At 60.9% G+C, this 25,818-nt stretch carries 27 protein-coding genes; 12 read left to right on the top strand and 15 right to left on the bottom strand.

Going from position 1 to position 25,818, the window contains the following annotated elements; genetic code table 11:
- Nucleotides 1-52 precede the first annotated feature (52 nt).
- Together ILT44_RS25865 and pobA are read right to left on the bottom strand one after the other, a co-directional pair.
- A complete protein-coding gene (locus ILT44_RS25865; RefSeq protein ID WP_204242480.1) occupies nt 53-1,513 on the bottom strand; it encodes a TonB-dependent receptor domain-containing protein in 1,461 nt (486 codons plus the stop codon).
- A gap of 309 nt (nt 1,514-1,822) precedes the next feature.
- Nucleotides 1,823-2,992: a 4-hydroxybenzoate 3-monooxygenase gene (pobA, locus tag ILT44_RS25860; RefSeq protein ID WP_204242479.1), complete on the bottom strand. Its 1,170-nt coding sequence runs from the start codon at nt 2,990-2,992 to the stop codon at nt 1,823-1,825.
- A 217-nt stretch (nt 2,993-3,209) separates the two neighbouring features.
- Between pobA and ILT44_RS25855 the strand changes: the two genes are divergently transcribed.
- Nucleotides 3,210-3,377, top strand: a complete 168-nt coding sequence (locus ILT44_RS25855) for a hypothetical protein (protein ID WP_204242478.1) — start codon at nt 3,210-3,212, stop codon at nt 3,375-3,377.
- 6 nt (nt 3,378-3,383) lie between these two features.
- On the opposite strand, the gene ILT44_RS25850 is transcribed toward ILT44_RS25855, so the two are convergent.
- From ILT44_RS25850 to pcaD, 8 genes are read right to left on the bottom strand one after another with little or no spacing between them, the layout of a single operon-like run.
- Entirely contained in the window at nt 3,384-4,451 is a 1,068-nt protein-coding gene (locus ILT44_RS25850; RefSeq protein ID WP_372441253.1) for a 3-carboxy-cis,cis-muconate cycloisomerase, read from the bottom strand.
- A gap of 11 nt (nt 4,452-4,462) precedes the next feature.
- Entirely contained in the window at nt 4,463-5,668 is a 1,206-nt protein-coding gene (gene pcaF / locus ILT44_RS25845; protein ID WP_204242476.1) for a 3-oxoadipyl-CoA thiolase, read from the bottom strand.
- A 1-nt stretch (nt 5,669) separates the two neighbouring features.
- Nucleotides 5,670-6,458, bottom strand: a complete 789-nt coding sequence (locus ILT44_RS25840; RefSeq protein ID WP_204242475.1) for a CoA-transferase subunit beta — start codon at nt 6,456-6,458, stop codon at nt 5,670-5,672.
- Nucleotides 6,459-6,460: 2 nt separating this feature from the next.
- Nucleotides 6,461-7,306, bottom strand: coding sequence for a CoA transferase subunit A (locus ILT44_RS25835; protein ID WP_204242474.1), 846 nt, complete (start codon nt 7,304-7,306; stop codon nt 6,461-6,463).
- A 21-nt stretch (nt 7,307-7,327) separates the two neighbouring features.
- Complete coding sequence (pcaG, locus tag ILT44_RS25830; RefSeq protein ID WP_204242473.1) at nt 7,328-7,954, bottom strand: protocatechuate 3,4-dioxygenase subunit alpha; 627 nt, start codon at nt 7,952-7,954, stop codon at nt 7,328-7,330.
- Nucleotides 7,954-8,679: a protocatechuate 3,4-dioxygenase subunit beta gene (gene pcaH / locus ILT44_RS25825; protein ID WP_204242472.1), complete on the bottom strand. Its 726-nt coding sequence runs from the start codon at nt 8,677-8,679 to the stop codon at nt 7,954-7,956. The genes pcaG and pcaH overlap by 1 nt, the downstream gene beginning before the upstream one ends.
- 54 nt (nt 8,680-8,733) lie before the next feature.
- Nucleotides 8,734-9,102, bottom strand: a complete 369-nt coding sequence (gene pcaC, locus ILT44_RS25820; protein ID WP_239468542.1) for a 4-carboxymuconolactone decarboxylase — start codon at nt 9,100-9,102, stop codon at nt 8,734-8,736.
- Nucleotides 9,103-9,133: 31 nt separating this feature from the next.
- Complete coding sequence (gene pcaD, locus ILT44_RS25815) at nt 9,134-9,928, bottom strand: 3-oxoadipate enol-lactonase (RefSeq protein WP_204242470.1); 795 nt, start codon at nt 9,926-9,928, stop codon at nt 9,134-9,136.
- 231 nt (nt 9,929-10,159) lie between these two features.
- Here pcaD and ILT44_RS25810 point away from each other — a divergent pair, with 231 nt between their 5' ends.
- Nucleotides 10,160-10,942, top strand: a complete 783-nt coding sequence (locus tag ILT44_RS25810; RefSeq protein WP_204242469.1) for an IclR family transcriptional regulator — start codon at nt 10,160-10,162, stop codon at nt 10,940-10,942.
- Here ILT44_RS25810 and ILT44_RS25805 read toward each other — a convergent pair.
- Nucleotides 10,930-11,778 (bottom strand): 3-oxoadipate:acetyl-CoA acetyltransferase, encoded by an 849-nt coding sequence (locus ILT44_RS25805; RefSeq protein WP_204242468.1) that lies wholly within the window; start codon nt 11,776-11,778, stop codon nt 10,930-10,932. The genes ILT44_RS25810 and ILT44_RS25805 overlap by 13 nt on opposite strands.
- A gap of 278 nt (nt 11,779-12,056) precedes the next feature.
- On the opposite strand from ILT44_RS25805, the gene ccoN reads away from it, so the two are divergent.
- From ccoN to ILT44_RS25755, 10 genes are all read left to right on the top strand, one after another.
- Nucleotides 12,057-13,721, top strand: coding sequence for a cytochrome-c oxidase, cbb3-type subunit I (gene ccoN / locus ILT44_RS25800; RefSeq protein WP_239468540.1), 1,665 nt, complete (start codon nt 12,057-12,059; stop codon nt 13,719-13,721).
- An 11-nt stretch (nt 13,722-13,732) separates the two neighbouring features.
- Nucleotides 13,733-14,467, top strand: a complete 735-nt coding sequence (ccoO, locus tag ILT44_RS25795; protein WP_204242467.1) for a cytochrome-c oxidase, cbb3-type subunit II — start codon at nt 13,733-13,735, stop codon at nt 14,465-14,467.
- Between the two features lie 11 nt (nt 14,468-14,478).
- Complete coding sequence (locus tag ILT44_RS25790; protein WP_204242466.1) at nt 14,479-14,634, top strand: cbb3-type cytochrome c oxidase subunit 3; 156 nt, start codon at nt 14,479-14,481, stop codon at nt 14,632-14,634.
- A gap of 4 nt (nt 14,635-14,638) precedes the next feature.
- Nucleotides 14,639-15,535 carry a cytochrome-c oxidase, cbb3-type subunit III gene (gene ccoP / locus ILT44_RS25785; RefSeq protein ID WP_204242465.1) on the top strand — a complete coding sequence of 299 codons (897 nt, stop codon included), beginning with the start codon at nt 14,639-14,641 and terminating at the stop codon, nt 15,533-15,535.
- A 137-nt stretch (nt 15,536-15,672) separates the two neighbouring features.
- The gene (gene ccoG / locus ILT44_RS25780; protein WP_204242464.1) at nt 15,673-17,136 is read left to right on the top strand and encodes a cytochrome c oxidase accessory protein CcoG; all 1,464 of its coding nucleotides are present in this window, start codon (nt 15,673-15,675) and stop codon (nt 17,134-17,136) included.
- A 12-nt stretch (nt 17,137-17,148) separates the two neighbouring features.
- Complete coding sequence (locus ILT44_RS25775; RefSeq protein WP_204242463.1) at nt 17,149-17,646, top strand: FixH family protein; 498 nt, start codon at nt 17,149-17,151, stop codon at nt 17,644-17,646.
- 13 nt (nt 17,647-17,659) lie between these two features.
- A complete protein-coding gene (locus tag ILT44_RS25770) occupies nt 17,660-19,900 on the top strand; it encodes a heavy metal translocating P-type ATPase (protein WP_204242462.1) in 2,241 nt (746 codons plus the stop codon).
- A 3-nt stretch (nt 19,901-19,903) separates the two neighbouring features.
- Nucleotides 19,904-20,053 (top strand): cbb3-type cytochrome oxidase assembly protein CcoS, encoded by a 150-nt coding sequence (gene ccoS / locus ILT44_RS25765; RefSeq protein ID WP_204242461.1) that lies wholly within the window; start codon nt 19,904-19,906, stop codon nt 20,051-20,053.
- The gene (locus ILT44_RS25760; RefSeq protein ID WP_204242460.1) at nt 20,050-21,165 is read left to right on the top strand and encodes an MFS transporter; all 1,116 of its coding nucleotides are present in this window, start codon (nt 20,050-20,052) and stop codon (nt 21,163-21,165) included. Before ccoS ends, ILT44_RS25760 begins: the two co-directional genes overlap by 4 nt.
- 137 nt (nt 21,166-21,302) lie before the next feature.
- On the top strand, nt 21,303-21,989 hold the full coding sequence (locus tag ILT44_RS25755) for a helix-turn-helix domain-containing protein (protein ID WP_204242459.1): 687 nt from the start codon (nt 21,303-21,305) through the stop codon (nt 21,987-21,989).
- Between the two features lie 172 nt (nt 21,990-22,161).
- Here ILT44_RS25755 and ILT44_RS25750 read toward each other — a convergent pair whose 3' ends face one another.
- The 4 genes from ILT44_RS25750 to ILT44_RS25735 all read right to left on the bottom strand — a co-directional run bounded on the left by ILT44_RS25750 (nt 22,162) and on the right by ILT44_RS25735 (nt 25,285).
- The gene (locus tag ILT44_RS25750) at nt 22,162-22,530 is read right to left on the bottom strand and encodes a response regulator transcription factor (protein ID WP_204242458.1); all 369 of its coding nucleotides are present in this window, start codon (nt 22,528-22,530) and stop codon (nt 22,162-22,164) included.
- A gap of 111 nt (nt 22,531-22,641) precedes the next feature.
- On the bottom strand, nt 22,642-23,253 hold the full coding sequence (gene fixJ / locus ILT44_RS25745; protein ID WP_204242457.1) for a response regulator FixJ: 612 nt from the start codon (nt 23,251-23,253) through the stop codon (nt 22,642-22,644).
- Entirely contained in the window at nt 23,243-24,781 is a 1,539-nt protein-coding gene (locus tag ILT44_RS25740) for a PAS domain-containing sensor histidine kinase (RefSeq protein ID WP_204242456.1), read from the bottom strand. The genes fixJ and ILT44_RS25740 overlap by 11 nt, the downstream gene beginning before the upstream one ends.
- A gap of 219 nt (nt 24,782-25,000) precedes the next feature.
- Entirely contained in the window at nt 25,001-25,285 is a 285-nt protein-coding gene (locus tag ILT44_RS25735; protein ID WP_204242455.1) for a hypothetical protein, read from the bottom strand.
- Between the last annotated feature and the right edge of the window lie 533 nt (nt 25,286-25,818).

Genomic DNA, 25,818 nt, shown 5'->3' with positions numbered 1-25,818 from the left:
GGCTCGCCTCCCGGGCCATATCCCAGTCAACGCCCAACCCACCCGAATGGATTCAAGTCCGGATCAAAAGCGCTTTAGGCGTAAAGGATGTGCCATAGCTCACGTATGGCGCGAGCCCGAAATCGGTCACATAGCCCAGGGCGGCGCGTCCGGTGAATTTCGTGTCGTTCTGATCGAATTCAAATCTGGCACTGTCGTACTCGCTCGTTAGCCAGTCGTGCCGGCCACCGAGGGTGAGGCGCCAGTTCTGCCACTTGATCTGATCCTGAATGTAGATGCCGGCCAGAGTCTGGGTCTGGTCCTCGCGGTAAGAGAGAATTGGGTCGACGTCGACCGGAATGGCGGCATCGAATCCCTGTTTGGAGACATAGCTCAGACGGCTGACATCCAAGCCGGTCAGAATTGTATGATCGACCGGTCCCATTCTCAGGCGGCTTTCGAGGTGGGTATCGCTGACGATCCCCCAGTTGTTCTCGCGGGTCAGGCCCGAGCCTCCATAGACATATTCCTGGTTGGTGCCGAGGGCGGAGAAGCGGGTGCGCTGGCGCAGGGTGAACATGTCGTTGAAGCGGTGCTCGAACTCATAGCCGATCCGCCCCTGCCTCTGGCGATAATCGTTGTAGCGCGGGTCTCCGGCGAAGACTCGAGTCGCCCCGATCGACAGACTGGTGGGGTTGCCAGCGGCGTCCGTCGCATAATTATTGAGATAGGCAGCGGTGCCGCCCGTGGTCGAGTCCATGTATTCGCCGAGGATGGTCAGAGTCGTTGCGTCTGTCGGCTTCCAGGTGAAGGCCGCGCCGATAAAGACCCGGTCGTCGGGAACGGCGTCGATCTCGGTTCCTGCCTGCCGTACAAGACCTGTCAGGCGGTAGAACAGAGTATTGTCCGATGTGACAGGGCCGGAAAGATCGAAGTTGCCCTGCAGGCGGCCATAGGATCCGGTCTGGATCTCCACTTCCCGGAACGGGAGGAAGGTGGGACGCTTGGAGATCAGATCGATGATGCCGCCTGTGCTGCTGGCCCCGTATATCGAAGCGGCAGGACCTCTCACAATCGAGATCCCTTCGAGACCGTAAGGCTCAAGACGGAACAGGCCATTAGGGCTGTTGACCTGCCGCAGCCCGTCGCGGAAGACGCCGGTGTAGGTGACATCGATCCCGCGGATGGAGAATGCGTCATAACGCGGGTCGAAACCATAGCCGCCCACCCGCACTCCGGGAGTGTAGGACACGGCTTCCTGCAAGGTCTGCGGCTTGCGGTCTTCGAGCTGCTGCTGCGTGACGGTGGAGATCGATTGAGGCGTCTCGAGAATGAGTGTGTCGGTCTTGGTGGCACTGCGGGATGACGTAGCGACATAGCCGTCCGCGGTGATCGGGCCGCCCTGTCCCTCTCGCGTTCCCTCCACCGTCACTTCATCGAGCTGAATGGTGCGGGCCTCGCTGCCTTGGGCGTATGTCTCTCTTGAGACGAGAACGAGAGCAGTTGATGCAAAGAGCACGAAAGGGAGCTTCACGACAGAAACCTTCATTACACAACGATGATTTCCGCCTAGCAGGAGCCACGTTTACGAGTCAAATACTTTAGTTTTTAATTATTTTAACTTGAATATATCTTTTTAAATCAATTCTAAACTTCAATTAGAATGATTATATATTGTAATAAATACAATATATACCTCGGCCGATAGTTATCTTCGTGGGTTGCACATCATCGATCACGAACGCTTAGGACGAGCGTCCTTCAAGGCATCCCGAAGCAATACGCCGCGGATCTCCTGCGTCGTGCTCAGGCGGAAGTCAGCCATGGGATCGTCAAGGTGAGTTCAGATAGGCAGTCCGGTGTAGTTCTCTGCCAGCGCGCGCGCTGCAATCGTGGAGCTTCTCAGGTGCTCGAACTCTGCCCTCTGGATCCGTCGGCCGAAGGCATCGGTATCCGGGAAGGTGTGGAGAATGGAGGTCATCCACCACGAAAATCGCTCGGCTTTCCAGATCCGTGAAAGAACGCGCGCGGAATAGCCATCGATTCCGGCCTTCGATCGCTCGGCATAGAACTCGATCAGAGCCTCCGCCAAGACCCCGACGTCACTCGCCGCAAGGTTCAGCCCCTTGGCCCCGGTGGGGGGAACGATGTGGGCTGCATCGCCAGCCAGGAACAATCGGCCGAAACGGAGGGGTTCGGCCACGAAACTCCTCAACGGCGCGATGGATTTCTCGATCGATGGACCCGTCACGAGATTATCGGCCGTCTCCGCATCGACGCGCCGGCGAAGTTCATCCCAGAAGCGCTCATCGGACCATGTCTCGACCTTGTCGCTGGCGGGCACCTGAACGTAGTAGCGGCTGCGCGTCGGGGATCTCATGGAGCAGAGGGCGAAACCTCGCTCGTGGTGGGCGTAGATCAACTCGTCGGCGACAGGGGGCTTGTCGACAAGAATCCCCAGCCAGCCGAAGGGGTAGACCCGCTCGAAGGTCCGCAAGGAATTTTCCGGTACACTGGCACGAGCAACCCCATGGTAGCCGTCGCAGCCGGCGATGAAATCGCAATCAAGCTCCTGCCCGACACCATCCTTGACATAGCGCACCTTCGGCTTGTCGCCTTCGAAGTCGTGGAGGGAGACGTTCTCGGCCTCATAGACGCTCATCGCGCCCGAACGATCACGAGCCTGCATGAGGTCGCGGGTGACTTCTGTCTGTCCGTAAACGGTCACAGTCCGACCAACCAGTTCACGGAAGTTGAATCGATGCCTGTCACCATCGAAGCAGAACTCGACCCCGTCGTGGACGAGTCCCTCCGCATGCATCTTCTCGCCGACCCCTGCCCTGTCCAGAAGTTCGACCGTGCCCTGTTCGAGGACACCGGCCCGGATGCGCCCCAACACGTATTCCTGACTGCGGCGTTCAAGGATCACGGTTTCAATGCCGGCATTCTCCAGAAGCCGTCCCAGCAGAAGCCCGGCCGGACCGGAGCCGATGATGGCGACCTTCGTACGCATGGCAGTCTCCTCCTGGGGACCGCAGCGGGACCCCTGTTTTTCGACACAGAATGAACCTCTACCGCTCCATGGCCAATAAGAAAGTCACGCTGGCTCTTGGCTTCGGAGACAGGCCGATCTGAGAAGTTCCTTCGAACAGAAGACATGATGGCTCGAGATCAAGTTCCGCCAGAAACCTGACGCCCGGCATGACGTTAGCCTCACGAGGAGATGCGCCATGTCGGACACAGACAGGAAGAACCCTGGCGACGAAGATGCGCCGGGCACGAAGCAGACCGGGGAAAACATCTGCCCGACGTGCAGCGGGTCCGGGCGTCTCGGAGAGAAGCCGTGCCCGGATTGCGAAGGCTCGGGTCGGATCACGGCCATCGTGGGGGATGCCTGAAGGCAGCTATTCTTTGATGTTCGAGGGCGAAAAGCTCATGCCGCCGACCAGCGCGTGAGCGCTCCTCAGGCCTGCCGCCGTTGCGATGACCATCTGCGGCAGCACCATCCACTCGAGGGTCCAGGCGGCTCCGGACCGTTCGTTCTCATGCACGAGAGCCTGATGCAGGGTGCCGAGAAGCCCGGCATTGAAGCGGGCCAGCGTCACGAGCACCTCCGCCGGAACGGGATTGGACTTGTGCGGCATGGCCGACGAGCCTCCGCCCGTCGCAAGCCGCACCTCGCCCACCTCGTTCTGCGCCATCAGGGCAATGTCCTGGCCGATCTTTCCCAGAGTTCCGGACAGAAGCGAGAGGAAGGCTGCGAACTCGCCGATCCGGTCGCGCTGGGAGTGCCAGCATGGCGCCGAACCGAGGCCAAGGATCTCGCCCATGGCATCGGCGACGGCATCGCCGTGCCCTTTCAGTTCGCCTCGGGTACCGATCGGGCCGCCGAGCTGGACCACGAGAAGCCGCGGCGCAAGAACCTCCAAGGCCTCCCTATGCCGCTCGAGCGGCTGGATCCAGGTTTCGATCTTGTCAGCGGCCGTAAAGGGAAGCGCCTGCTGCATCCGGGTATGCGCCATCACAGGCGTCAGACCATCGCGATCCTTCAGGACACGAAGAGAGTGAATCAAAGCATCGAGACGACGACTAAAGATTTCGACCACGTTCCTCAGGCGAAGCATGAGAGCCGTGTCGATGATGTCCTGGCTGGTCGCTCCCAGGTGCACGGCCTTGGCGTGGGCTTCGCCGACTGCATTGCGAAGCTGCCTGACGAAGGCTGGAACGATCACGCCATCCTGCGCGAGACCCGCAGCCAGCTCGGGCCAATCCACTTGGAGCGAGCGGCAGACGTCGGAAATCCGTCCCGCAGCCTCATCGCTGATCAGCCCGACACGGGCCTCCGCCTGGGCGAGAGCGGCCTCGACGCGCAGCAGCGCCGAGAGCTCAGCCTCATTAGAAAAGCACGCCCCCACCTCCTCGTCACCGACGAGAGCCTGCAACAGGGGATGTGCGAGCGTCCGTGTCATCATGGCTCCGGAGCTTAAACAGCCTCAAGGGCGATGGAAATGCCCTGCCCTACGCCGACGCACATGGTCGCCAGGGCGCGTCTCCCGCCTGTGAGCTTCAGCTGCAGGGCGGCCGTGCCGGTGATGCGCGCACCGGACATGCCGAGGGGATGCCCCAGCGCGATGGCGCCGCCGTTCGGGTTCACATGCTCGGCGTCCTCCGGGATCCCAAGCTCGCGCAGAACCGCTATGCCCTGGCTGGCGAAGGCTTCGTTCAACTCGACCACGTCGAAGTCTGAGGGCTTCAGGCCGAGACGGGCGCAGAGCTTCTTCGTCGAAGGTGCTGGCCCGATGCCCATGATCCGCGGTGGCACGCCGGCCGTCGCGCCCCCGACGACGCGGGCAATCGGCTCGAGGCCGTATTTGCGCACCGCCTCCTCGGAGGCGACGATCAGGGCGGCCGAGCCGTCATTGACACCGGAGGCATTGCCTGCTGTCACCGTACCGTCCTTGCGGAATGGTGTGGGAAGCTTCGCCAGCTGCTCCAGCGTGGTGTCGGCACGGGGGTGCTCGTCTTTGTCCACGATGGTCGGGTCGCCTTTCCGTTTGGGGATCGTGACGGGCACGATCTCCTGAGCCAGGCGTCCATTGGCCTGAGCGGCTGCAGCCTTCCGCTGAGACCGAACAGCGAAAGCGTCCTGATCTTCACGGGAAATGCCGAAATCCGTCGCCACGTTCTCGCCGGTCTCCGGCATGGAATCGATGCCGTACTGCTGCTTCATCAATGGATTGACGAAGCGCCATCCGATGGTGGTGTCGAAGATCTCGGCATTGCGGGAGAAGGCCGTATCCGCCTTGGGCATGACGAAAGGCGCTCGCGACATGGACTCGACGCCGCCGGCAATCATGATCTCCGCGTCGCCCGCCTTGATCGCACGGGCTGCGGCGATGACCGCATCCATGCCGGAACCGCAGAGACGGTTCATGGTCGTTCCGCCGATCGAGCCTGGAAGGCCTGCCAGGAGGACCGCCATGCGGGCGACATTGCGATTGTCCTCGCCGGCCTGGTTGGCGCAGCCATAGATCACGTCGTCCACGGCCTCGAAATCGAGGTTCGGATGGCGCTCCAGCAGCGCCTTCAGGGGAACCGCGGCGAGATCGTCGGCGCGCACGCTCGACAGGGCACCGCCATAGCGGCCGATGGGTGTGCGCACATAGGCGCAGATATAGGCTTCACGCATCTCACTTCCCTTTCTTTCCGCCATGCGCCCGCTCGGTTCTGGCCTGAAGCTCGCGCAAGGTGGTGAGTTCGAGTTCGGACGGCGGAGGTGTTTCCTCCAGGCTGTCGGAGAAGCGCACCTTCCAGCCACAGGTCTCCTGGACCCTATCGCGGGTCACGCCACGATGCATCGACACGACCGTAAATTCCTTCGTTTCCGGATCAGGCTTCCAGATCGCCAGATCGGTGATCAGGAGCGTCGGCCCCTTGGTGGTGATGCCGAGGCGCTCACGGTGATTGCCGCCTTCGCCATGGCCGAATGAGGTATAGAAATCGATCTTCTCCACCATGCCGCGGGTCGCCTGCTTCATCGTGATGAACACTTGCCTGCAGGAGGTGGCGATCTCAGGCGCTCCGCCGCCGCCGGGCAGGCGAACCTTCGGCTTGTGGTAATCGCCGATCACGGTCGTGTTGATGTTGCCGAAGCGGTCGAGCTGGGCAGCGCCAAGAAAACCGATGGAGATGCGCCCGCCCTGGAGCCAGTAGCGGAACATCTCGGGCACCGACACGGTGGTGACCGCCGTCTCGCAGAGTTCGCCATCGCCGATGGAGAGCGGCAGCACGTTCGGAGCGGTGCCGATGGTGCCGCTTTCATAGATCAGCGTGATGTCGGGTGCATGTGTCAGGCGCGCCACATTGCAGGCGGCCGAGGGAGCACCGATGCCGACGAAACAGACGTCGTCGTTGGACAGGACACGTGCCGCCGCAATCGTCATCATCTCATTAGGAGTGAAATCGGAGAGGTTCGTCATTCTTACAATCCCTTCACCCGGGCCGCGAAGACCTCAGGCCCTGCCTCCAGCACGTTCTCCTTCATCCAGGCCGTGAAAAGCTCACGATCGGCGGAGATCTTGTCCCATTCGAGATAGGCCGCGTTGTCGCGGTCATAGTAACCATGGGTGTAGGAGGGGTGCGCTCCCCCCGGCACATGCGCAATGGATGTAATGGTCCAGTGAGGCAATACGCAGAGGTTCGGGTGGAGATCGTCGAAATCATCTACGATTTCCTCGACCGTGACCACCGAACGCTTGGAGGCAAGCACGGCCTCCTTCTGCACGCCGATGATGCCTTCGACCAGCACGTCCCCTCGCCTGTTGGCCTTCTGGGCATGGATGACGGCAACATCCGGGCGGTGAGCCGGCACGGCCGCGAGTTCTTCGCCCGTGAAAGGACAGGTAATGCTCCTGATCGCCGGATTGACCTCCTTCAGGCCCGCTCCGCGATAGCCGCGAAAGACGGCACAGGGCAGCCCCGACGCACCGGCCTCATAGGCATTTGCCATGGCCGCATGGCTGTGCTCGATGGTTTCGATGGCGCGAGGCCAACTGTTCTCGATGGCGTCGCGCATGCGGCGCAGGAGGCCGACGCCCGGATTGCCCGCATAGGAGAAGATGACCTTCTTCACCAGGCCCATGCCGATCATCTGGTCGTAGATGATGTCGGGAGTCATGCGGATCAGGGTGAGGTCCTTGATCCCCTGCCGGATTACCTCATGGGCAGCCGCATGGGGAATGAGATGGGTGAAACCTTCGAACGCGACGGTATCACCGTCGCGCAGGTTTTCGGCAACAGCTTCCTTGAGGCTCTGTAACTTGGCCATGATACGCTTTCGGATCGATATTCAGATGTCGAAGAACACGGTTTCCTTCTCACCTTGAAGGTGAATGTCGAAGGTGTAGGTCGGCAGCCCGTTCTCCTGGCCGCGGGTTGCAACCAGGGTCTGCACCCGATGCTTGTGCTCGATGCGGGCGAGAACCGGACACTCCGCATTGGCCGCTTCTTCGTCGCTGAAATACAGGCGGGTGTGCAGGCCGATATTGATGCCGCGGGCCACGATCCAGAACGTGATGTGCGGCGCCATGGGACGCCCGTCCTTATAGGGCACCCGGCCGGGCTTGATCGTCTCGAACCGATACTCGCCAGTGACACCATCCGTCGGCTGGCGTCCCCATCCGACGAAATTGGGATCGGCCTTGCCGCGCTTTTCCTCCGGGCTGTTGTAGAGCCCATCCGCATCGGCCTGCCAGATCTCGATCAGAGCGTCCTTGAGCGGCGTGCCGCTGCCGTCGAATACGCGTCCCTTGATGATGATGTGCTCGCCCTTCGTTTCCGGACCGATAAGGACAAGGCCGAGATCCTCTTCCCACACGCCTGTGATTTCGACCCAGTTCGGGGTGGCGCCGATATGGATGTAGGGACCGGCGGTTTGAGAGGGTGATTCCTTCAGTGTTGCGAGCTTCTGAACCATCAGTTCCCCTCCATCCGGTTTTCGAACATCGTCGAGCGGCGCCCGCGCAGCACGATGTCGAACTTGTAGGCCAGCGAGTCCATGGGCAGCGTGGCGTTGCGATCAAGCGCTGCAATCAGTTGCTCGACTCCCGCCTTGTCGGGAATGGTCGAGACGATCGGGCATTGCCAGATCATCGGATCGCCCTCGAAATACATCTGCGTGATGAGGCGCTGTGCAAAAGCATGGCCGAAGATCGAGAAGTGGATATGCGCCGGGCGCCAGTCGTTGACGCCGTTCGGCCAGGGGTAAGCGCCGGGCTTGATGGTTCGGAACCAGTAGCGGCCTTCCTCGTCGGTGATTGCGCGCCCGCAGCCGCCGAAATTGGGATCCATGGCTGCGAGATAGGTCTCCTTCCTGTGCCGGTAGCGTCCACCGGCATTGGCCTGCCAAAATTCCACGAGAGCGCCCGGCACCGGGCGGGCGTTCTCATCCAGCACACGGCCATAAACAATGATGCGCTGCCCGATGGGATCGCCGGTCTTGGCGAAGTTGCGGATGAGGTCGTTATCAAGCGGCCCGATCCTGTTGTGCCCGAACCGCGGTCCCGTCATCTCCGAAATGGTGTTGTCGAGCGACAGCAGCGGGTATTGCGGCGAGCGCAGCACCGAGGTCTTGTATTGCGGCGTCAGCGCGGCCGGATGCCAGCTCCGATCCCGCTGATAGAACGATCCTTGATCCGACATTCCTGTCTCTCCCTCGCGACGCCGGGTCGGGCGCCGCATCACCAACCCGTCCTGTTACTTGCGAGGCTCGGGATCTGCTTCCATCTCCGCGTAAGCCTTCTTGACGATCTTGAAGGCGTGGTTGGCCGCCGGCACGCCCGCATAGACGGCCACATGCAGCAACGCCTCCTTGATGTCCTCCTTCGTCGCACCCGTATTGCGGGTGGCGCGGACATGCATGGCGACCTCTTCGTCCTGTCCAAGGGCGGCGAGAAGCGCGATGGTCACGATGGAGCGCTCCCGTTTGGTAAAGCCGGGGCGCGACCACACCGAGCCCCAGGCGCCCTCGGTGATGAAGGTCTGGAAGTCGGCGTCGAACTCCGTCATCTGGGCCGACGCCCGATCGACATGGGCATCGCCAAGCACCTGGCGGCGAACCGCCATGCCTGCCTTGTAGCGTTCGCTCTCGTTCTTCTCAGACAAGTCCTGCCTCCTGAAGATGCTGTTGGATAAGCCCCGACAGCGCGGCAGGCTTCTCAACGCAGGGGATGTGCCCTGCCCCGTCGATCAACTCGAACCGTGCGCCTGGGATGAGGTCGACGGTTCCTTTGACAACGTCGGCTGGCGTCGAGCCATCCTGGTCGCCCGCCACACAGAGGGTCGGCACCGCGATCCTGCCAGCATCCTGTCGCAGGTCCGCATCGCGGATCGCCGCACAGGTGCCTGCATAGCCATGAACCGGGGTCCGAACCAGCATGTTGCGCCAGCCGGCCAGATCATCCGCCTGCGTTTCGTGAAACCGTGGCGTGAACCAGCGTTGGAGAACGCTGTCGGCGATGGACTCAATGCTCCCCGTCTCAACGGCGCCGATCCGCTCCGCCCAGAGTTCGGGGGTGCCGATCTTCGCTGCCGTACAGCAGAGAGTGATGGACTGCACGCGCCTGGGAAAGCGCACAGCCATGCGTTGCGCAATCATGCCGCCCACGGACAGACCGACAAGGGATGCTTCCTCGATCCCGAGATGATCAAGGAGGCTGAGAAGATCGTCCGTGTGATCGTCAATCGTGTAAGGCGCAGGCGGCGCATCCGACAGGCCATGCCCGCGCTTGTCATAGAGGACGATCCGGAACCTCTCGGTAAACGCTGGAGCGACCTCCTCCCATATCCGCAAGTCGCTTCCAAGGGAGTTGATGAATACGAGAGCCGGTCTTCCGGATGGTCCGAGCACCTGATGATGAAGGACGATGCCGTGGACGCGTGCGAATGCCATTTCTCACCCCAAAGCAACGAGCCGGCGCCGGTTAGGATAAAGAGTTAAGTCTGCGGCGGCTCCGCAGGCGTCTTACCTCTTGCTCTCACTCTATCAAGGATTGAGACCCTATCCTATGGTCTAGACTTCTGTGCGCTATGCGCACATTGAAACGTATTCCGCACATGTAGTACGGTTCTGATCACAGGTGTCAAGGCTACCAAAGTCCAGCACATCGTCTCGGAGAGCCGAATGCAGAGCCAGACCATCGAGGATCAGAGCGTCGGAGATCGTGACTTCGTTGCAAGCCTTGAGAAGGGTTTGCTTGTCATCGAGGCATTTGACGCGGCGCGGCCACGATTGACCTTGTCCGATGTGGCGAAACTGACCGGCATCACCCGCGCGGCCGCCCGACGATATCTGCTGACGCTGACCAGGTTGAACTATGCCGAGTTCGACGGACGATATTTCAGCCTCACCCCCCGGATCTTGCGACTGGGCTATGCCTATCTGTCCTCCGCGTCCCTCTCCACGCAGGTGCAGCCATTCCTGGAGCGGATCTCCGAGGAAACGGGGGAATCGAGTTCGGCTGCCATCCTCGATGGCGACGACATCGTCTACATCGCTCGCTCCGCCACGCGCCGGATCATGTCCATCGGCCTGGGGGTCGGAAGCCGCCTTCCCGCCTATTGCACCGCCTTGGGTCGTGCGATCCTGGCCCACCAGCCGGACGAAGTGCTTGGCGCCTATCTTCTACGTGTTCGACTGGAGGCCCGAACATCAAAAACCGTTACAGGCAAATCCGAATTTCGATCCATCCTCGAGGCGGTCCGGGCCCAGGGATATGCCCTCGTCAACGAGGAACTCGAATACGGCCTTCGCTCCATCGCGGTGCCGGTCGTTCAGAGAACCGGTAAGGTGACCATCGCACTCAATATCAGCGCCCAGGCGGGGCGGGTTTCAGCTGAGGAGATGGAAGAACGATTCCTGCCTTTTTTGAGGTCTGCCAGCGAGACGCTACGCTACATGCTCTGAGCCACAGCCATGGCCCGGCATCCAAGGATAGCTCGAGCCTCCTCGGTCGTGGCCGTGCGGTGCCCATGCCTCTCGACGGCGAGCACCGCATGCTCCACCAACTCCGCGTTGCTCACTGCAAGGCGATCCTTGGTGATGCGGATATTGTCCTCCAGTCCTGTGCGCACGGCGTCTGCGCCCCGGGCCAAAGCCCAGTCCATCACCTTGGACTGAGCCCTGCCGATACCGGCGGCCGTCCATGTACAGGACGGGAACAGGTGCTTTGCTTCCTTCAACAGGATATCGAGCAGGCGCTCCTCGGCGGGAAGCGCGTTTTGTACACCCATGACGAACTGGATATGCGGCTGCTCGTCCATCAGCCCCTTGTCGGCCAGCCGTCTGGCGCCATGGAGATGGGACAGATCGAAGATTTCGATTTCCGGCCTTATGCTGAATTCCTTCATCTTGCCGGCCATATCCTCGACGAGGCTCGTATGGTTCTCATAGATGATGGTGGGAAAGTTCACGGAACCTGTGGACAGGGACGCCATGTCCGGACGCAGATAAAGAGCGCTGCTTCGCTGGCCCGGATCCCGCCCCCGTCCTCCGGTGGAGAACTGGATGATCATTCCGGGGCACTGCTCGGCAATTCCCGCCTGAACGGCCGCGAAGCGCTGCGGATCCGACGAGGGCGTCTCGTCATCGTTGCGCACATGGATATGCACGAGCGTGGCACCGACCTCATAGGCCTGCCGCGTCGATTCGATCTGCTCGGAGGGCATGATCGGCACAGCCGGATTGTCCTTCTTGCGAGGAACCGATCCCGTGATCGCGACGGCAATGACGACAGGTTTCACGCCCTTCCTCCCAGATTGAGGACCAATGCCTCATCTGAAGACATAGAGCGCTGACACCGGCAAGAGAACCGGCGCGAGTCGCTTCAGCGACAACTAATTGCAATTGATGTACTTTCTTGAAAGATCGCAACAGCGGCCAAGTCATCCTGTGGGCGTGTCATCCTGCGGCGCAAGCCCGGTTTGATCTGCATCAATGCCCTCTACCACCCCTCTCCTTAAACGATTCTGCTGACGGTGAAGCTCAAGGTTTTGCCGGTATTTTCAAAAGGTCGAAGCCTATGGCTCAAGCGGTAGCTCCCTCAAAGGGAATGACCTTCGGCGAAGCGGGCTCAGCCCTTGCCTTTGCCGGATTGGCATTCCTCAGCATCATCATCGCGGCGAAGGCCTATACGCCCGAATACGCTTTCCATGCCTATCTGTTCGCCGCTGCCAGTGTCGCTTCCGTGTTCGCGATCGTGAACCGGTATTACGAGCGTCCTGCTCAGCTGCCTCCGCAGGCTATCGGCGGCAAGCCGAACTACAATATGGGGCCAGTCAAGTTCACGACCATCGCCTCCGTCATATGGGGCATCGCCGGCTTCACCATCGGCCTGCTGATCGCCCTCCAGCTGGCGTTTCCGGCGCTGAATTTCGATACCTCCTGGCTGTCCTTCGGCCGGATGCGGCCGCTCCACACCTCCGCAGTGATCTTCGCCTTTGGCGGAAACGTGCTGATTGCAAGCTCGTTCTATGTCGTTCAGCGCACCTGCCGCGCCCGGATGGTCGGCGACATCGCTCCGTGGTTCGTGGTCCTGGGCTACAACTTCTTCATCGTGATTGCCGGAACCGGCTACCTGCTCGGGATCACCCAAGGCAAGGAATATGCCGAGCCCGAGTGGTACGCTGACCTCTTTCTCACCGTCGTATGGGTCACCTATTTCCTGGTCTTCCTCGGCACGGTCATGCGCCGAAAGGAACCTCACATCTATGTGGCGAACTGGTTCTATCTCGCCTTTATCCTGACCATAGCCGTCCTGCATCTCGGCAACAACGCCGCGATCCCGGTGTCGCTCTTCTCGCCCAAAAGCTACATCGTCTGGTCGGGTGTTCAGGATGCGCTCGTGCAATGGTGGTACGGCCATAACGCGGTCGGCTTCTTCCTCACCGCCGGCTTCCTCGCCATCATGTATTACTTCATCCCGAAGCGGGCAGAGCGGCCGATCTATTCCTACCGCCTCTCGATCATCCACTTCTGGTCGCTGATCTTCATGTATATCTGGGCAGGTCCGCACCACCTGCACTATACCGCCCTGCCCGATTGGGCGCAGACACTCGGCATGGTGTTCTCGGTCATGCTGTGGATGCCCTCCTGGGGTGGCATGATCAACGGCCTGATGACCCTCTCGGGTGCCTGGGACAAGCTCCGCACGGATCCGGTTCTGCGCCTCATGGTCGTGTCCGTCGCATTCTACGGCATGGCGACCTTCGAAGGTCCGCTCATGTCCGTGAAGGCCGTGAACTCCCTCTCGCACTACACCGACTGGACCATCGGCCACGTCCATGCCGGAGCCCTCGGTTGGGTCGCTTACATCTCCTTCGGCGCTGTCTACTGCCTCGTTCCGTGGCTGTGGAACAAGAAAGAGCTCCATTCCATGAAGGCTGTCTCCTGGCACTTCTGGATCTCCACCCTCGGCATCGTCCTGTACATCTCGTCGATGTGGGTGGCTGGCATCCTCCAGGGTCTCATGTGGCGCGCCTATACAAGCCTCGGCTTCCTCGAATACTCCTTCATCGAGACCGTGGAAGCGATGAACCCCTTCTACGTCATCCGTGCGCTCGGCGGCGCGTTCTTCGTGGCCGGCAGCCTGATCATGGCCTGGAACGTCTGGAAGACGATCACGGTCGGAGAGGCGGTTGAGGAAGCGCCTCAAGCCATTCAGCCCGCCCTCATCGCCGCGGAATAAAGGAAACGATCATGTCATTCTGGTCCCGTCACAAAATCTTCGAGACCAACTCGATCATCCTCATCATCGGCGTGCTGATTGTCATTTCCATCGGCGGACTCGTGGAGATCGTTCCGCTCTTCTACTTGAAGAGCACCATCGAGAAGGTGGAGGGCATCCGGCCCTACACCCCCCTCGAAATGGCCGGCCGTAACATTTACGTGCGGGAAGGCTGCTACAACTGCCACAGCCAGATGGTTCGGCCTCTCCGGGATGAGGTCGAGCGCTATGGTCATTACTCGCTCGCCGCCGAGAGCATGTACGACCGTCCGTTCCAGTGGGGCTCCAAACGCACGGGCCCGGATCTCGCCCGTCTCGGCAACAAATATTCCGACGACTGGCACAAGGATCACCTGAAGGATCCCCGCGCCGTGGTGCCCGGCTCGATCATGCCGAGCTATCCCTGGCTCGAGAAAACGGAACTCGACACGGCATCCATCGCACAGGAGCTGAAGGTCCAGGCGACCCTCGGTGTTCCATACACCGAGGAGATGCTGAAGAAGGCCGAAAGCGACATCCGCATCCAGGCCAATGCCGACGATCCGAACGCCGTCGACCTTGCCAAACGCTATCCGAAAGCTCAGTCCCGTGCCTTCGACGGCAATCCGCAGAAGGTGACGGAAGCCGACGCCCTGATCGCCTATCTGCAGATACTCGGCACGCAGGTGGACTTCAAGCTCTACGACAACAAGGCCAACGTGCGCTGAGGATCAAGACCATGCCAGCCGCATACAAGTTCTTTGCCGAATTCGCCCAGACCTGGGGACTCCTCTACTTCGTCGGGGTCTTCCTGGTGGTGCTGATCTATGCCCTCGCCCCCTCGCGGAAGGACCGCTTCGACGCGGCCTCCCGCATGCCTCTTCAGGAGGATTGATCCCATGGCCCAAAGAACCCACGAAGGGACGCTTGAACAGGTCGATGCCGTCACGGGCGTCGCCACGACCGGGCACAGCTGGGATGACATCCAGGAGCTCAACAATCCCCTGCCGCGCTGGTGGCTGTGGACCTTCTACCTGACCATCTTCTGGTCTGTGCTCTACGCCGTCGCCTATCCTGCCGTGCCTCTGGTCTCGTCCTATACCAAGGGCCTGCTCGGATGGCAGTCGCGTGAGGCCATCGAGGTTGACCTCGCGGCTCTCAAGCAGCAGCGGTCCGGCATGACGGCCAAGCTTGCAGCCAGTTCCCTGGAGGAGATCAGGCAGAACCCGGAAATGTTCGCCTTCGCGCGGGCCCAGGGCAAGGCTGCCTTCGGCGACAACTGCGCTCCCTGCCATGGAGCAGGCGGCGCGGGCGCCAAGGGCTACCCGAACCTGAACGACGACGACTGGATCTGGGGCGGCTCCCTGGCCCAGATCGAGCAGACGATCCGGTTCGGCGCCCGCTCTACAAGTGACCAGGGCCATTCCGGCACCATGCCGGCTTTCGGCCGCGACGGCATCCTCAAGCGGGAGGAGATCTCGCATGTGGCGGATTATGTCCGCTCTCTGTCGGGTCTGCCTACGGACAAAGGGGCCGACCTGAATGCCGGTGCAAAGGTCTTTGCCGATAATTGCGCTGCCTGCCACGGCGACAAGGGACAGGGCATGCAGGAGCTCGGCGCTCCGAACCTCACGGACAAGATCTGGCTGTTCGGCTCCGACAAGACCACGATCATGGAGGGTCTGCAGAACGGTCGCGGCGGCGTCATGCCCACATGGCACGGACGCCTCGACGACACCACCATCAAGGCTCTTACCCTCTATGTCCATTCCCTGGGGGGAGATCAGCGGCCCTAAGAGAAATCCAGGTCCTGCTCGAGTTTCCAAGCGGCCGGAGGGCAACCTCCGGCCGCTGCTTGATTTGGATCAAGGCGGTCTGAGCAGGCACTTCGTATTCCGGCATCATCACTGTCCTGATGATTGCGACGGATTCGATGGCTGACGCCCCTCTTTCCCATCCTCTTGGAGCTGCCGCCTCGGACGATGAGGCACCGCTCTATGCTCCCCGCAAGCAGATCTATCCGCAGGCCGTGAAGGGGCGTTACCGCACGATCAAATGGGTCGTGCTCGCGGTGACCCTCGGCATCTATTATCTCCTGCCGTTCTTCCGTTGGGACCGAGGTCCGAACGCCCCGGACCAGGCCATCCTGGTCGATCTGGCCAATAGCCGCTTCTACTTCTTTTTCATCGAGATCTGGCCGCAGGAGGTCTACTACATCACCGGCCTCTTGGTCCTGGCGGCGCTGACTCTCTTCCTCATGAACGCCGTCGCCGGCCGCCTCTGGTGCGGCTATCTCTGCCCGCAGACGGTCTGGACCGACCTGTTCTACGCAGTCGAGCGTTGGATCGAAGGCGACCGCCGCGAGCGGATGCTCAAGGACAAGGGTAAGCTTACCCTCAAAACCGCCGCCCAGAAGGGCTTAAAGCATTTCATCTGGCTGATGATCGCCTGGTGGACCGGTGGGGCCTGGGTGCTGTACTTCGCGGATGCGCCTACCCTCGTATACGATCTGGCTACCTTCCATGCCCCCCTCATCGCCTATACCTGGATCGGCATTCTCACCTTCACGACCTATACACTGGCCGGCTTCATGCGTGAGCAGGTCTGCACCTATATGTGTCCATGGCCCCGCATCCAGGCCGCGTTGACGGACGAGTACGCCTTGAACGTCACCTACCGGTACGACCGGGGCGAACCGCGCGGGTCGGTCAAGAAGAACGAGGTTCTGAAGCTGCAAGGCCTTCCGGCCGGGGATTGCATCGACTGCAACCAATGCGTCAACGTCTGCCCCACCGGGGTCGACATCCGCAAGGGCCTGCAGCTCGACTGCATCCAGTGCGGTCTCTGCATGGATGCCTGCGACAACGTCATGGTCAGGATCGGCCGTCCGCAGGGCCTGATCGCCTATGACACCGAGATGAATGTCCAGGCCCGGATAGAGGGCCGCCCGGAAGTCCACCGCATCGTGCGCCCGCGCACCCTCTTCTATGCCGGAATCATAGCCTTGGTCGGCTCCATCATGATCGCGTCGCTTGCTATGCGGCAGAACCTCTATCTGAGCGTCATGCATGATCGCAATCCGCTCTTTGTCCGCCTCTCGGATGGCTCGATCCGTAATGGGTTTACAGTTCGCGTCGCCAACAAGCACCTCGATGAGCGCCGCTATGCCCTTACGGTCGAGGGCCTGCCCGATGCCAAGGTGGATGCCGTCGGCGGTGATATCGATCCGCAGGGTCGCGCGATTGTGACCGTTGGCCCCGATCAAACCCTGGAGATGCGCGTGCTCGTCACCGATGCGGCTTCTGCGGCCTCCGACTCGACAGATATCCGGTTTGTTCTGATCGATCTCTCCAATGGCGACAAAGCGACCACGAGCGATCACTTCAAGGCTCCTTAAGGATCGACACCCATGTCCACCCTCACTGCCAAAGAGCGTGCTCCCAGGCCGATCACCGGACGCACCGTCCTGATCTACTTCCTTGGCTTCTTCGGTATCGTCTTCGCCATGAACTTCTACATGGTGCGGGTCGCAGTCTCGAGCTTCAGCGGCGTCGAAACGGAAAGCTCCTACAAGGCGGGGCTTTCCTTCAAGAATGACATTGCAGCCGCTAACGCTCAGGATGCGCGCCATTGGTCGGTCGAAGCCACCCTTCAGCGCGGCGACACTTCCGGCGTGATCATCACCGCACGTGATGCCCAGGGTCAGGCGCTGGCAGGTCTGACCGCCGAGGTGCGTCTTGCCCATCCCTCGGACAAGCGCCGAGACGTGATGCTGGAGTTTGCCGAGCTGACCCCAGGCCGGTTCAAGAACCTCACCCCGATACCTGAGGGCCAGTGGGACCTCGTCATCGGTCTGACGCGCGAAACGGAAACTGTCTTCCGCTCCAAAAGCCGCGTCTCGTTCTAAGGATTTACTCGCAATGGCCGAAACGCTCGACCTTTCCATCTACGTCAGGCGACAGGATGACGGCACGGCTCATCTCGACCTCGCCATCGAGGGGATCGACTGCGCCGCCTGCATCGACGAGATCGAGAATGGCCTGTGCCAGCTGCCGGGAATTGTCGACGCCCGCCTGAACTATACCAATCACCGTCTGGCCGTCGAATGGCAGGATGGGAAGCTTTCTTCAGCAAAGGTCGTCGAGGAACTGCAGCGGCTCGGCTACAGGGCGCATCCGTTTCAACCCCGCCTGATGGAGGAAGAGGAGGCGCGCCGTGCCCAATGGCTTCTCAAATGCCTTGCGGTGGCAGGATTTGCCTCCATGAACATCATGCTGCTGGCTGTCTCGGTCTGGTCCGGCAACGTAACCGACATCACGCCCGAGATCCGGGACTTCTTCCACTGGCTTGCCGCCCTTATCGCCCTGCCGGCCGTAGCTTATGCCGGCCAGCCGTTCTTCAAAAGTGCTTTGAACGCTTTGCGGAACCGTCGTACCAACATGGACGTGCCGATCGTCATCGGCATCCTCCTGGCGCTCACCCTGTCGGTGATCGAGACCATCAATTCCGCAGAGCATACCTATTTCGACTCGGTGGTCATGCTGCTGTTCTTCCTTCTCTGCGGCCGCTATCTCGACCAGGCGATGCGTCGGAAGACCCGCACCGTAGCGAGCAACCTCGCTTCGTTCAGGGCCGAGGTGGCGCACAAGATCGAAGACAACGGCGAGGTCGTTCTTGTGCCGACAGCCGCCTTGAAAGCCGGCGACCGGGTTCTCGTGCGTCCAGGCGAGCGTGTGGCCGTCGACGGCATCGTTATGTCAGGTACTTCAGAGATCGACGAGAGTCTGGTCACAGGCGAGACCGCTCACCGCGCAGCCGGAGTCGAGAGCCGGATCTATGCCGGGAGCATGAATTACAACGGCACCCTGACACTGCGTGTCACCGCGGCGGGCAAGGGCACCCTCCTCGATGAGGTCGAGCGCCTACTTGAGAATGCGGCCGCGGCCAAGTCGCGTTACGTGCAGCTGGTCGACCGCGTGGCCAAGGTCTATGCGCCTGTCGTGCATACGGCAGCTGCCCTGACGGCCATCGCTTGGATTGCGAGCGGCGCCTCGGCTCACGATGCTCTCATCACCGCGATCTCGGTCCTCATCATCACCTGCCCCTGCGCCCTGGCCCTTGCCGTCCCCGTGGTTCAGGTGGTCGCCTCCGGCGCCCTCTTTCGCGCCGGCGTGTTCCTCAATGCCGGCGATGCGTTCGAGCGTCTGGCGAAGGTGGACACCATCGTTTTCGACAAGACCGGCACCCTGACACTGCCTTCCATGAGCGTCGTCAATGCTGGGGACCTGGAACCCGCTCTCCTTCAGGCTGCAAGCCGCCTAGCCCTGGCTAGCCACCATCCGCTTGCCGCAGCCGTGGCTCGGATGGCCCGAGACCGGCGTCCCTTTGAAGACGTTATCGAGGAGCCCGGGCAAGGTGTGAGAGCAATCGTCGAGGGCAGCGAAATGCGGCTCGGCAGCCCTGTCTTCTGTGGGGCGGAGGGCATTGCGCAGGAAGCGGCCTCTTGCGATTCTACCGCTTCCATCATTGCCCTATCCTGGGGCGAGAGGCGGGCTGTCCTGCTGGTACGCCAAGCCTTGCGGCCCGATGCCGTTGCCGTCGTGAAGGAACTGCGTCAGCGCGGCTTCGACTGCCGCATTCTATCCGGTGACCGGTCCGAGGCCGTGGCTCCCATTGCAGCTGTGCTCGGGATTAACAAGTGGCGTGGCGGCTGCAAACCAGCCGAGAAGATCGAGGCGCTCGAAGCACTTAAAGCCGAAGGTCGCAAGGTGCTGATGGTCGGCGATGGTCTCAACGACGCTCCAGCCCTGGCTGCCGCCCATGTGTCCCTCTCACCGATCAGCGCCGCCGATCTGACCCAGGCTCAGGCCGACGCAGTCTTCCTCGGCGATGGGCTCGAGCCTGTGCAGAAGACGATCGAGATCGCCCGTCGTGCCCATAAGCTGATGCGTCAGAATCTGGGCATTGCCCTTGTCTACAATCTGATTGCGGTCCCTCTCGCCTTTTTCGGCTATGTCACCCCCCTCATTGCCGCTCTCGCGATGTCCGGGTCTTCGACCATCGTGACGCTCAACGCCCTTCGGGCGCGGAGCCGCGCGGATGGTGCTCCGGTCGAGCCAGCCAACCCTGCCGATCCCGTTCCGGCCCTCCAAGGAGCCTGACACATGGAAGTTCTGATCTATCTCGTACCCATGGCGCTGCTGCTTGGATTGACGGGGCTCGCTGCCTTCATGTGGTCGCTCAGGAACGGCCAGTATGACGATGTACAGGGCGCGGCCGTGCGCGTCCTGTCAGACGACGATGTCCGGAAATGACCTCCCTGACGGCCATGCCTCGGGCGGGGCAGCTCGAGTGCATCTGCGAACCGGCAGCCTTGGGTGAGAAGGCTGGCGACCGCCGGGGCATGGCGCTTCTGGCGACCGGATTTGCTTTCTCCGTGCTCGCCCAGGTTCTGACTCTCAGCATCCTGCCTTTGACAGGGCTCTCGCTTGCCCCCGTTCAGGGCTTGGCGAGCCTGCCCTATGCTGCCTTCTATATCGGCGCGGCCCTGGCCAGCCTTCCCGCCTCACTCCTCCTGGACTCCTTTGGGCGCCGCGCCGCCTTCTCGCTGGGTGCAAGCCTCGGCGCTGCCGGCGGCCTTGTGCTCGTGTGGGCCCTCGTCTCCATGCATTTCGGCGCACTGGTGCTCGGCGCTTTCTGGCTTGGCATCGCAGGTGGCTTCAGCCTCTTCTACCGCCATGCGGTGGTGCCGGTCGGCGGTCGAGGTGCCATGGCACTCCTCATCGTCTTCGGAGCAGCTACACTGGCAGGACTGGTGGCCCCCAGCATCGCCAGCCTGGTAGAGGCTGCAGCTGTTCCCCGTGCCTTCGCTGGCACCGCGACAGCCGCCGCCCTCGCGCATGTCGCATCGCTCGCGGCAACCGTGGCTCTACCATTGCAGAGACGCCTAAAGCAGGAAAACGAGACTGCCGCGCTGCAAGGATGGCGCTCACTCCTTCTTCCCACAGCGATCGGCGCCCTGGGGTGGTTTGTCATGACGGCCTTGATGGGAGCAACCCCGGTCGCTGTGATCGGATGCGCCCCGTCGGAGGCGGTGGTCGGAGCCGTTGCCTGGCACGTCATGGCCATGTACGCCCCGGCCCTGGCTCTGGCTGTTGTGCCGAAGGCCGCCCGTCCGGTCCCCCTGTCTGCAGTCGGCTGCCTTTTCCTGGCAACCGGAGCCATCGCCTTTGCGGTTTCGGGCTCGGTCGGCGGCTTTTCGGTCTCTGCCGCTCTGGTGGGAACAGGATGGTCGCTGCTCATGCTCGGCACCACACTCTGGGTTGATAGCAAAGGCCCAGTGTCCCGCTGGCTCCTCGGTATCCACGACGGCGCTCTTCTGACCGGAGCGGTCCTGGGAGCCTTCGCGGCCAGTGCCCTCGCGTAATTTCCCAGGCGGGTGACGCTCAATTCAATCCGGAGTTCACCTCCGGAAAACCCCTTAGGTATCAGACCTGAATTTCAGCCAAGCCTGTTCAGCAGTACCCATGATCCAACGTCACTTTACGAGATCACGAGGGTTCGATGCAGACTGCGCTCCTCACCAAGGCTTCCTCTTCAGCAATTCCTCTCTTCTCGCTGGAAGCCCCGCAGTTCCGCAAGTCTGGCAACACTGCGGTTACGGCTGTCGGTTCCATCCACTCCTATGCCAAGGATGAGGAAATTTTCGCTGAGGGCGACCGCTCGGTCTACGTCTACAAAGTGCTCTCGGGCTTCGTCCGCACCTCCAAGCTTCTCAGCGATGGACGGCGCCAGATAGACGCGTTCCATCTGTCCGGCGATGTCTTCGGCATCGAGGCCGATGACGAGCATCGTTTCTGCGCGGAAGCCGTTGGCGATTGCGTGGTCATCGCCCACCGGCGCAGCAATCTCAGCGCATTGATGGGCAATGACACCCTTCTCGCCCAGGAGATGACGATGGGAATGATGCGTTCGCTCGTGCGGGCCCAGAACCACATGCTGCTGCTGGGCCGCAAGTCGGCCCTGGAGAAGATCGCGACATTCCTTCTCGACATGGCCGAACGGACCGCCGGCAAAGACGCTCTAGACCTGCCCATGTCGCGTACCGACATTGCTGACCACCTCGGACTGACGATCGAGACCGTCTCCCGTTCTTTCACGCAACTCGAGCGCCAGGGCGCCATCGAACTCCCTTCGGCCCGTCACGTTGTGCTGGCCAACAAGACTGCCCTTGAGCGCCTGAATGCATAAAGCAGCAGGTGGGATATAGCCCCCGAACGGCTTCGGCCCACCGATCATTGAAGCAACGATAGGCCCGCAGGTCCTGCCATGGTCGATGACCGCAGGATCTATGGGCTTTCGGCTCGTCTAAAGCTCATATTCCGCGAGCCATGCGCGCCCATACCAAGTCCGTTTCAAAAGATTACGCTAGGGCCGCATGAATGCTATCGAGCAGTTCGCTGTCGTGAAGGGGTTTCTCGAGGACCCGGCGAAAGCCCGATCGTGATGCACGACCCTGGATGTCGTCATTGACCTGAGACGCGATGAGAATCGCAGGGCTGTCGATCTGGCGCTGCCGCAGCTTGCCGACCAGCTCGATTCCCGTCATCCCAGGCATGTTGTAGTCTATCACGTAGCATCCGTTCCGAGGGAGATCCGCTGCGGCAAGCAGCTCGGCGCCGTCCTTGAACAGACGCACGGACAGGCCCTCTAGCTCCAGGGCAAACTTCAATGAGTTTCGGACCGCGGCATCGTCGTCCACGACAATGACCGGTCCCGTGAGCTGAGACATCGTGAGAGCCTGCTTGATCCTCGGACCTGGCCGGAGAAGATGCACTCGACCAACATCCTGGATTATGCATGAAACAAACCTTTTCCCTACTCAGGAATATCCCTTAAGGAGCTAGCTTGCATCGATCAACAGAGCCAGGCGGACGAGTTCCGACAGGCTCTTGGCCTGCATCTTCGCCATGACATTGGCCCGGTAGATCTCGACCGTCCGAGGGCTGATCCCGAGATCGTACGCAATGACTTTGTTGGCCTTGCCGGCCACGAGCCCGTCGAGAACCTGCCGCTCCCGCTCGGAGAGTGCCTCGAAGCGGGTCTGAATCTGGGCAACCTGAGCGCCGTGATGGCTGCTCCTCTCATACCGGGAGAGGGCTTCGCGTACGGTGGCCAAGAAGAGATCGTCTCCGAACGGCTTCTCGAGAAAGTCTACGGCTCCTTCCTTCATGGCTTCGACGGCCATCGGCACGTCGGCATGTCCTGTGATCACGATGACCGGCAGCGCGATGCCCCGCTCTTTCAGGCGTCGGATCAGCTCGATGCCGTCGATACCGGGCATGCGTACATCGGTGACGATGCAGCCCGCTTCAGCACTCATGACGTCTTCGAGGAAGGCAGAGGCGGACTCGTGCAGGCGCACAGGAAGGCCTTCCGATGCCAGCAGGAAGGCCAGTGACTTGCGCACCGCAACGTCATCGTCAACCACGTGCACGGCGACATCACTCGGCATCTGCCATCTCCTCTCGTTTGATTGCCCTCAGGGTGAAATGGAAGGCCGTGCCCTCGCCCTGCTTTGAATCCGCCCAGATCTTCCCGCCATGCGCTTCCACGATGGTTCGGCAGATCGACAGTCCGACACCCATTCCATGCTTCTTGGTGGTCACGAAGGGCTGAAACAGCTGCGCTGCGACCTCGGCAGCGAGCCCTGGGCCGGTATCCGCTACAATGAGCTCGACATGGCCGTCATCCACCAGAGACGTGGTAATCTTGAGTTCCCGGCGAAGACCCTCCTGCATGGCCTCCAAGGCGTTTCGGATCAGATTGAGCAGAACCTGCTGAATTTGGATGCGGTCGGCCAGCACATAGGGAGCGTTGGGATCGAAATGAAAGACAACCCGAACGCCCTGCTCCTTGGCGCCTACAAGAGACAGAGCGCTCGCCTCCTCGATAAGCTTGGGCAGGTTCTCGACATGGCGCTCGCTCTCGCCGCGAGCCACGAACTCGCGCAGGTGCCGGATCACCTGCCCTGCCCTCAACGCCTGCTCTCCAGCCTCGTTGACCGCATCCCTGAGCATGGGAACTGAATCTCCCTCCATACGCTCCAGGATCCGGCGGCAGCCCTTGAGATAATTGGTGATTGCCGTCAGAGGTTGATTGATCTCATGGGCGAGGGTGGATGCCATCTCACCCAGGGCTGTGAAACGGGACATATGAACGAGCTCGGACTGCAGCTCCTGCAGGCGGGCTTCCGTCTGCTGTCGCTCGGTAAGGTCACGGATGAACCCCGTGAAATAGCGGATGCCTCCGGAGCGCATCTCGCCGACGGCCAGTTCCATGGGAAAGGTGGAGCCATCCTTGCGCTGACCGACGACGACACGCCCGATGCCGATGATCCGTCTCTCCCCCGTGATCAGATAGCGGTGCATGTAGCTATCATGCTGCTCCCGATAAGGCTTCGGCATGAGGATTTTGACATTCTCGCCAATTATCTCGTCAGGCTGGTAGCCGAAGAGACGCACCGCTGTTGCGCTGAAGGACTGGATCAGAGCCTGCTCGTCGATGACGACCATGGCATCCGGGACCGTTTCAAGGATGGAGCGCAGATGGGCCTCGCGGGTTCTGAGGGCTTCCTCCGCCGTAATCCACTCCGTAATATCGCGTGTGATCATGGCAAAGCCGCTGTTATCGGCACCACTGCCAGCAACAGGGGTGATCGTAACCCTGGCCGTGAAGGTAGATCCATCCTTTCGGGATCTGATGCCCTGAGTCTCGTAACGCCCTTTCTCACGAACGGATTTGAGTTCCTGGGGCAGCCTGTCATTCGGAACGACATCAGGCGCATACAGAAGGGAGGCCGGTTTCCCTATCACCTCTTTCCTGCTCCATCCGTAGATGAGCTCGGCTCCTTTGTTCCAGCTAGCGATGATCCCATGGGGATCCAGCACCACAAGAGCGATGTCCGCAACCGCATCGACAAGAAGCTCGGCTGTTGCATTGATTAGAGGAGGCAGATCGGCCGGAGGAGCTGTATGTGTCAAAGACATCTCATATGGCAGGCATCATGAATGTTGGGCTGTGCTCCGACAGCTGATGGTATCCCGCTTATATAGCATACCTCACAGTCTGCACCTGAAGCGTGAAGAGCCTGTATAACGCTCCTGTACGGTCCTGATGCTGGAAGATGGCGTCAGGCGCCGGCCTCCATCTTGAAACCGAATAAAGAAACATCATATTCCTCGATAGGTTCACCTGATACTCTAAGCCTTCCCATTGCATGAGACGCCGTGATGGGTTTTTGGCTTCTTTGGCGTGATCATCAACTCGGGCCTTGCAAATTTTGTTGGGGTGTTTATATCGGCGCGACCTTCGGGCTGTAAGGGTCTGAGGGGATTTTCCCTGTCGAGTTCTTTTTGTTTTTGTGGTCTGGGGCGGTTTGCTTTGGGCTTTGGTGTGTCGTGGCGGGGTTTATCGGCCTGGGGGTGTGTTTTTCCGGCCTTTTCCATGAGCGGTTGAGGGTTCGACGGCATCGTCGGCGGGTTCATCCGGCTCCTCTGGGGTTCTTGTCCAGCATGGGCTGCGGGGTGTGAGGCCCGGCAGCAAGGTCAGCGCGGAAGCGGCAGCGTTTTCGTGAACGGGATTGCTTTGTCTGTACTTGTACGGCTCCAGCAAAGCCTTCAACAGATCTTCGAACTTTCTTGTCGAATGCTGTTGACACCGGTCGGGGCTTTGCCTAGATAGGCTTCATCGGCGGCGCGGTTCGGCAACGGGCGGTCTGCCGCTAAGGCTTCAGCGGTCCGGTTGTCTCTGGTTAAGGGATGGCGGGACGGAGTGAGGTTCTTTTTTCTGTCTCCTGTGTGGGGCGGGATTGTTCTTTGACATTGTTGAGAGGAGAAGAGAAGCGTAGGCGGCGGTGTCCTTGCGGATGGTCTTTTGGATCATCATGAGAAGACATCGACCATGTCTATGCTTTGGTGAGTACACCGCTGTGGGGAGACCCGCAGATGGAAGGTACTCTGTCAATTTGCGTAGAGATTTAGTCGAGATCAAATCTTTCAACTTGAGAGTTTGATCCTGG

Origin of the sequence: Microvirga arvi, assembly GCF_016892765.1 — a bacterium.
Classification (GTDB): Bacteria; Pseudomonadota; Alphaproteobacteria; order Rhizobiales; family Beijerinckiaceae; genus Microvirga; species Microvirga arvi.
Note: the sequence above shows the minus strand (reverse complement) of the source record. Positions and strands in the feature narration are given on the sequence as shown.

Coding starts and splice junctions, on each gene's coding strand:
- ccoO (WP_204242467.1), top strand. CDS start 13,733: ATGTCATTCTGGTCCCGTCACAAAATCTTCGAGACCAACTCGATCATC.
- ILT44_RS25735 (WP_204242455.1), bottom strand. CDS start 25,285: ATGAACCCGCCGACGATGCCGTCGAACCCTCAACCGCTCATGGAAAAG.
- ILT44_RS25810 (WP_204242469.1), top strand. CDS start 10,160: ATGCAGAGCCAGACCATCGAGGATCAGAGCGTCGGAGATCGTGACTTC.
- fixJ (WP_204242457.1), bottom strand. CDS start 23,253: ATGCCGAGTGATGTCGCCGTGCACGTGGTTGACGATGACGTTGCGGTG.
- ILT44_RS25850 (WP_372441253.1), bottom strand. CDS start 4,451: ATGATGACACGGACGCTCGCACATCCCCTGTTGCAGGCTCTCGTCGGT.
- ccoN (WP_239468540.1), top strand. CDS start 12,057: ATGGCTCAAGCGGTAGCTCCCTCAAAGGGAATGACCTTCGGCGAAGCG.
- ILT44_RS25835 (WP_204242474.1), bottom strand. CDS start 7,306: ATGGCCAAGTTACAGAGCCTCAAGGAAGCTGTTGCCGAAAACCTGCGC.
- ccoS (WP_204242461.1), top strand. CDS start 19,904: ATGGAAGTTCTGATCTATCTCGTACCCATGGCGCTGCTGCTTGGATTG.
- ccoP (WP_204242465.1), top strand. CDS start 14,639: ATGGCCCAAAGAACCCACGAAGGGACGCTTGAACAGGTCGATGCCGTC.
- pcaC (WP_239468542.1), bottom strand. CDS start 9,102: ATGGCGGTTCGCCGCCAGGTGCTTGGCGATGCCCATGTCGATCGGGCG.
- ILT44_RS25840 (WP_204242475.1), bottom strand. CDS start 6,458: ATGACGAACCTCTCCGATTTCACTCCTAATGAGATGATGACGATTGCG.
- pcaG (WP_204242473.1), bottom strand. CDS start 7,954: ATGGTTCAGAAGCTCGCAACACTGAAGGAATCACCCTCTCAAACCGCC.
- ILT44_RS25760 (WP_204242460.1), top strand. CDS start 20,050: ATGACCTCCCTGACGGCCATGCCTCGGGCGGGGCAGCTCGAGTGCATC.
- ILT44_RS25770 (WP_204242462.1), top strand. CDS start 17,660: ATGGCCGAAACGCTCGACCTTTCCATCTACGTCAGGCGACAGGATGAC.
- pcaD (WP_204242470.1), bottom strand. CDS start 9,928: ATGGCATTCGCACGCGTCCACGGCATCGTCCTTCATCATCAGGTGCTC.
- pobA (WP_204242479.1), bottom strand. CDS start 2,992: ATGCGTACGAAGGTCGCCATCATCGGCTCCGGTCCGGCCGGGCTTCTG.
- ILT44_RS25755 (WP_204242459.1), top strand. CDS start 21,303: ATGCAGACTGCGCTCCTCACCAAGGCTTCCTCTTCAGCAATTCCTCTC.
- ILT44_RS25750 (WP_204242458.1), bottom strand. CDS start 22,530: ATGTCTCAGCTCACGGGACCGGTCATTGTCGTGGACGACGATGCCGCG.
- ILT44_RS25790 (WP_204242466.1), top strand. CDS start 14,479: ATGCCAGCCGCATACAAGTTCTTTGCCGAATTCGCCCAGACCTGGGGA.
- pcaF (WP_204242476.1), bottom strand. CDS start 5,668: ATGCGTGAAGCCTATATCTGCGCCTATGTGCGCACACCCATCGGCCGC.
- ccoG (WP_204242464.1), top strand. CDS start 15,673: ATGGCTGACGCCCCTCTTTCCCATCCTCTTGGAGCTGCCGCCTCGGAC.
- ILT44_RS25855 (WP_204242478.1), top strand. CDS start 3,210: ATGTCGGACACAGACAGGAAGAACCCTGGCGACGAAGATGCGCCGGGC.
- ILT44_RS25775 (WP_204242463.1), top strand. CDS start 17,149: ATGTCCACCCTCACTGCCAAAGAGCGTGCTCCCAGGCCGATCACCGGA.
- pcaH (WP_204242472.1), bottom strand. CDS start 8,679: ATGTCGGATCAAGGATCGTTCTATCAGCGGGATCGGAGCTGGCATCCG.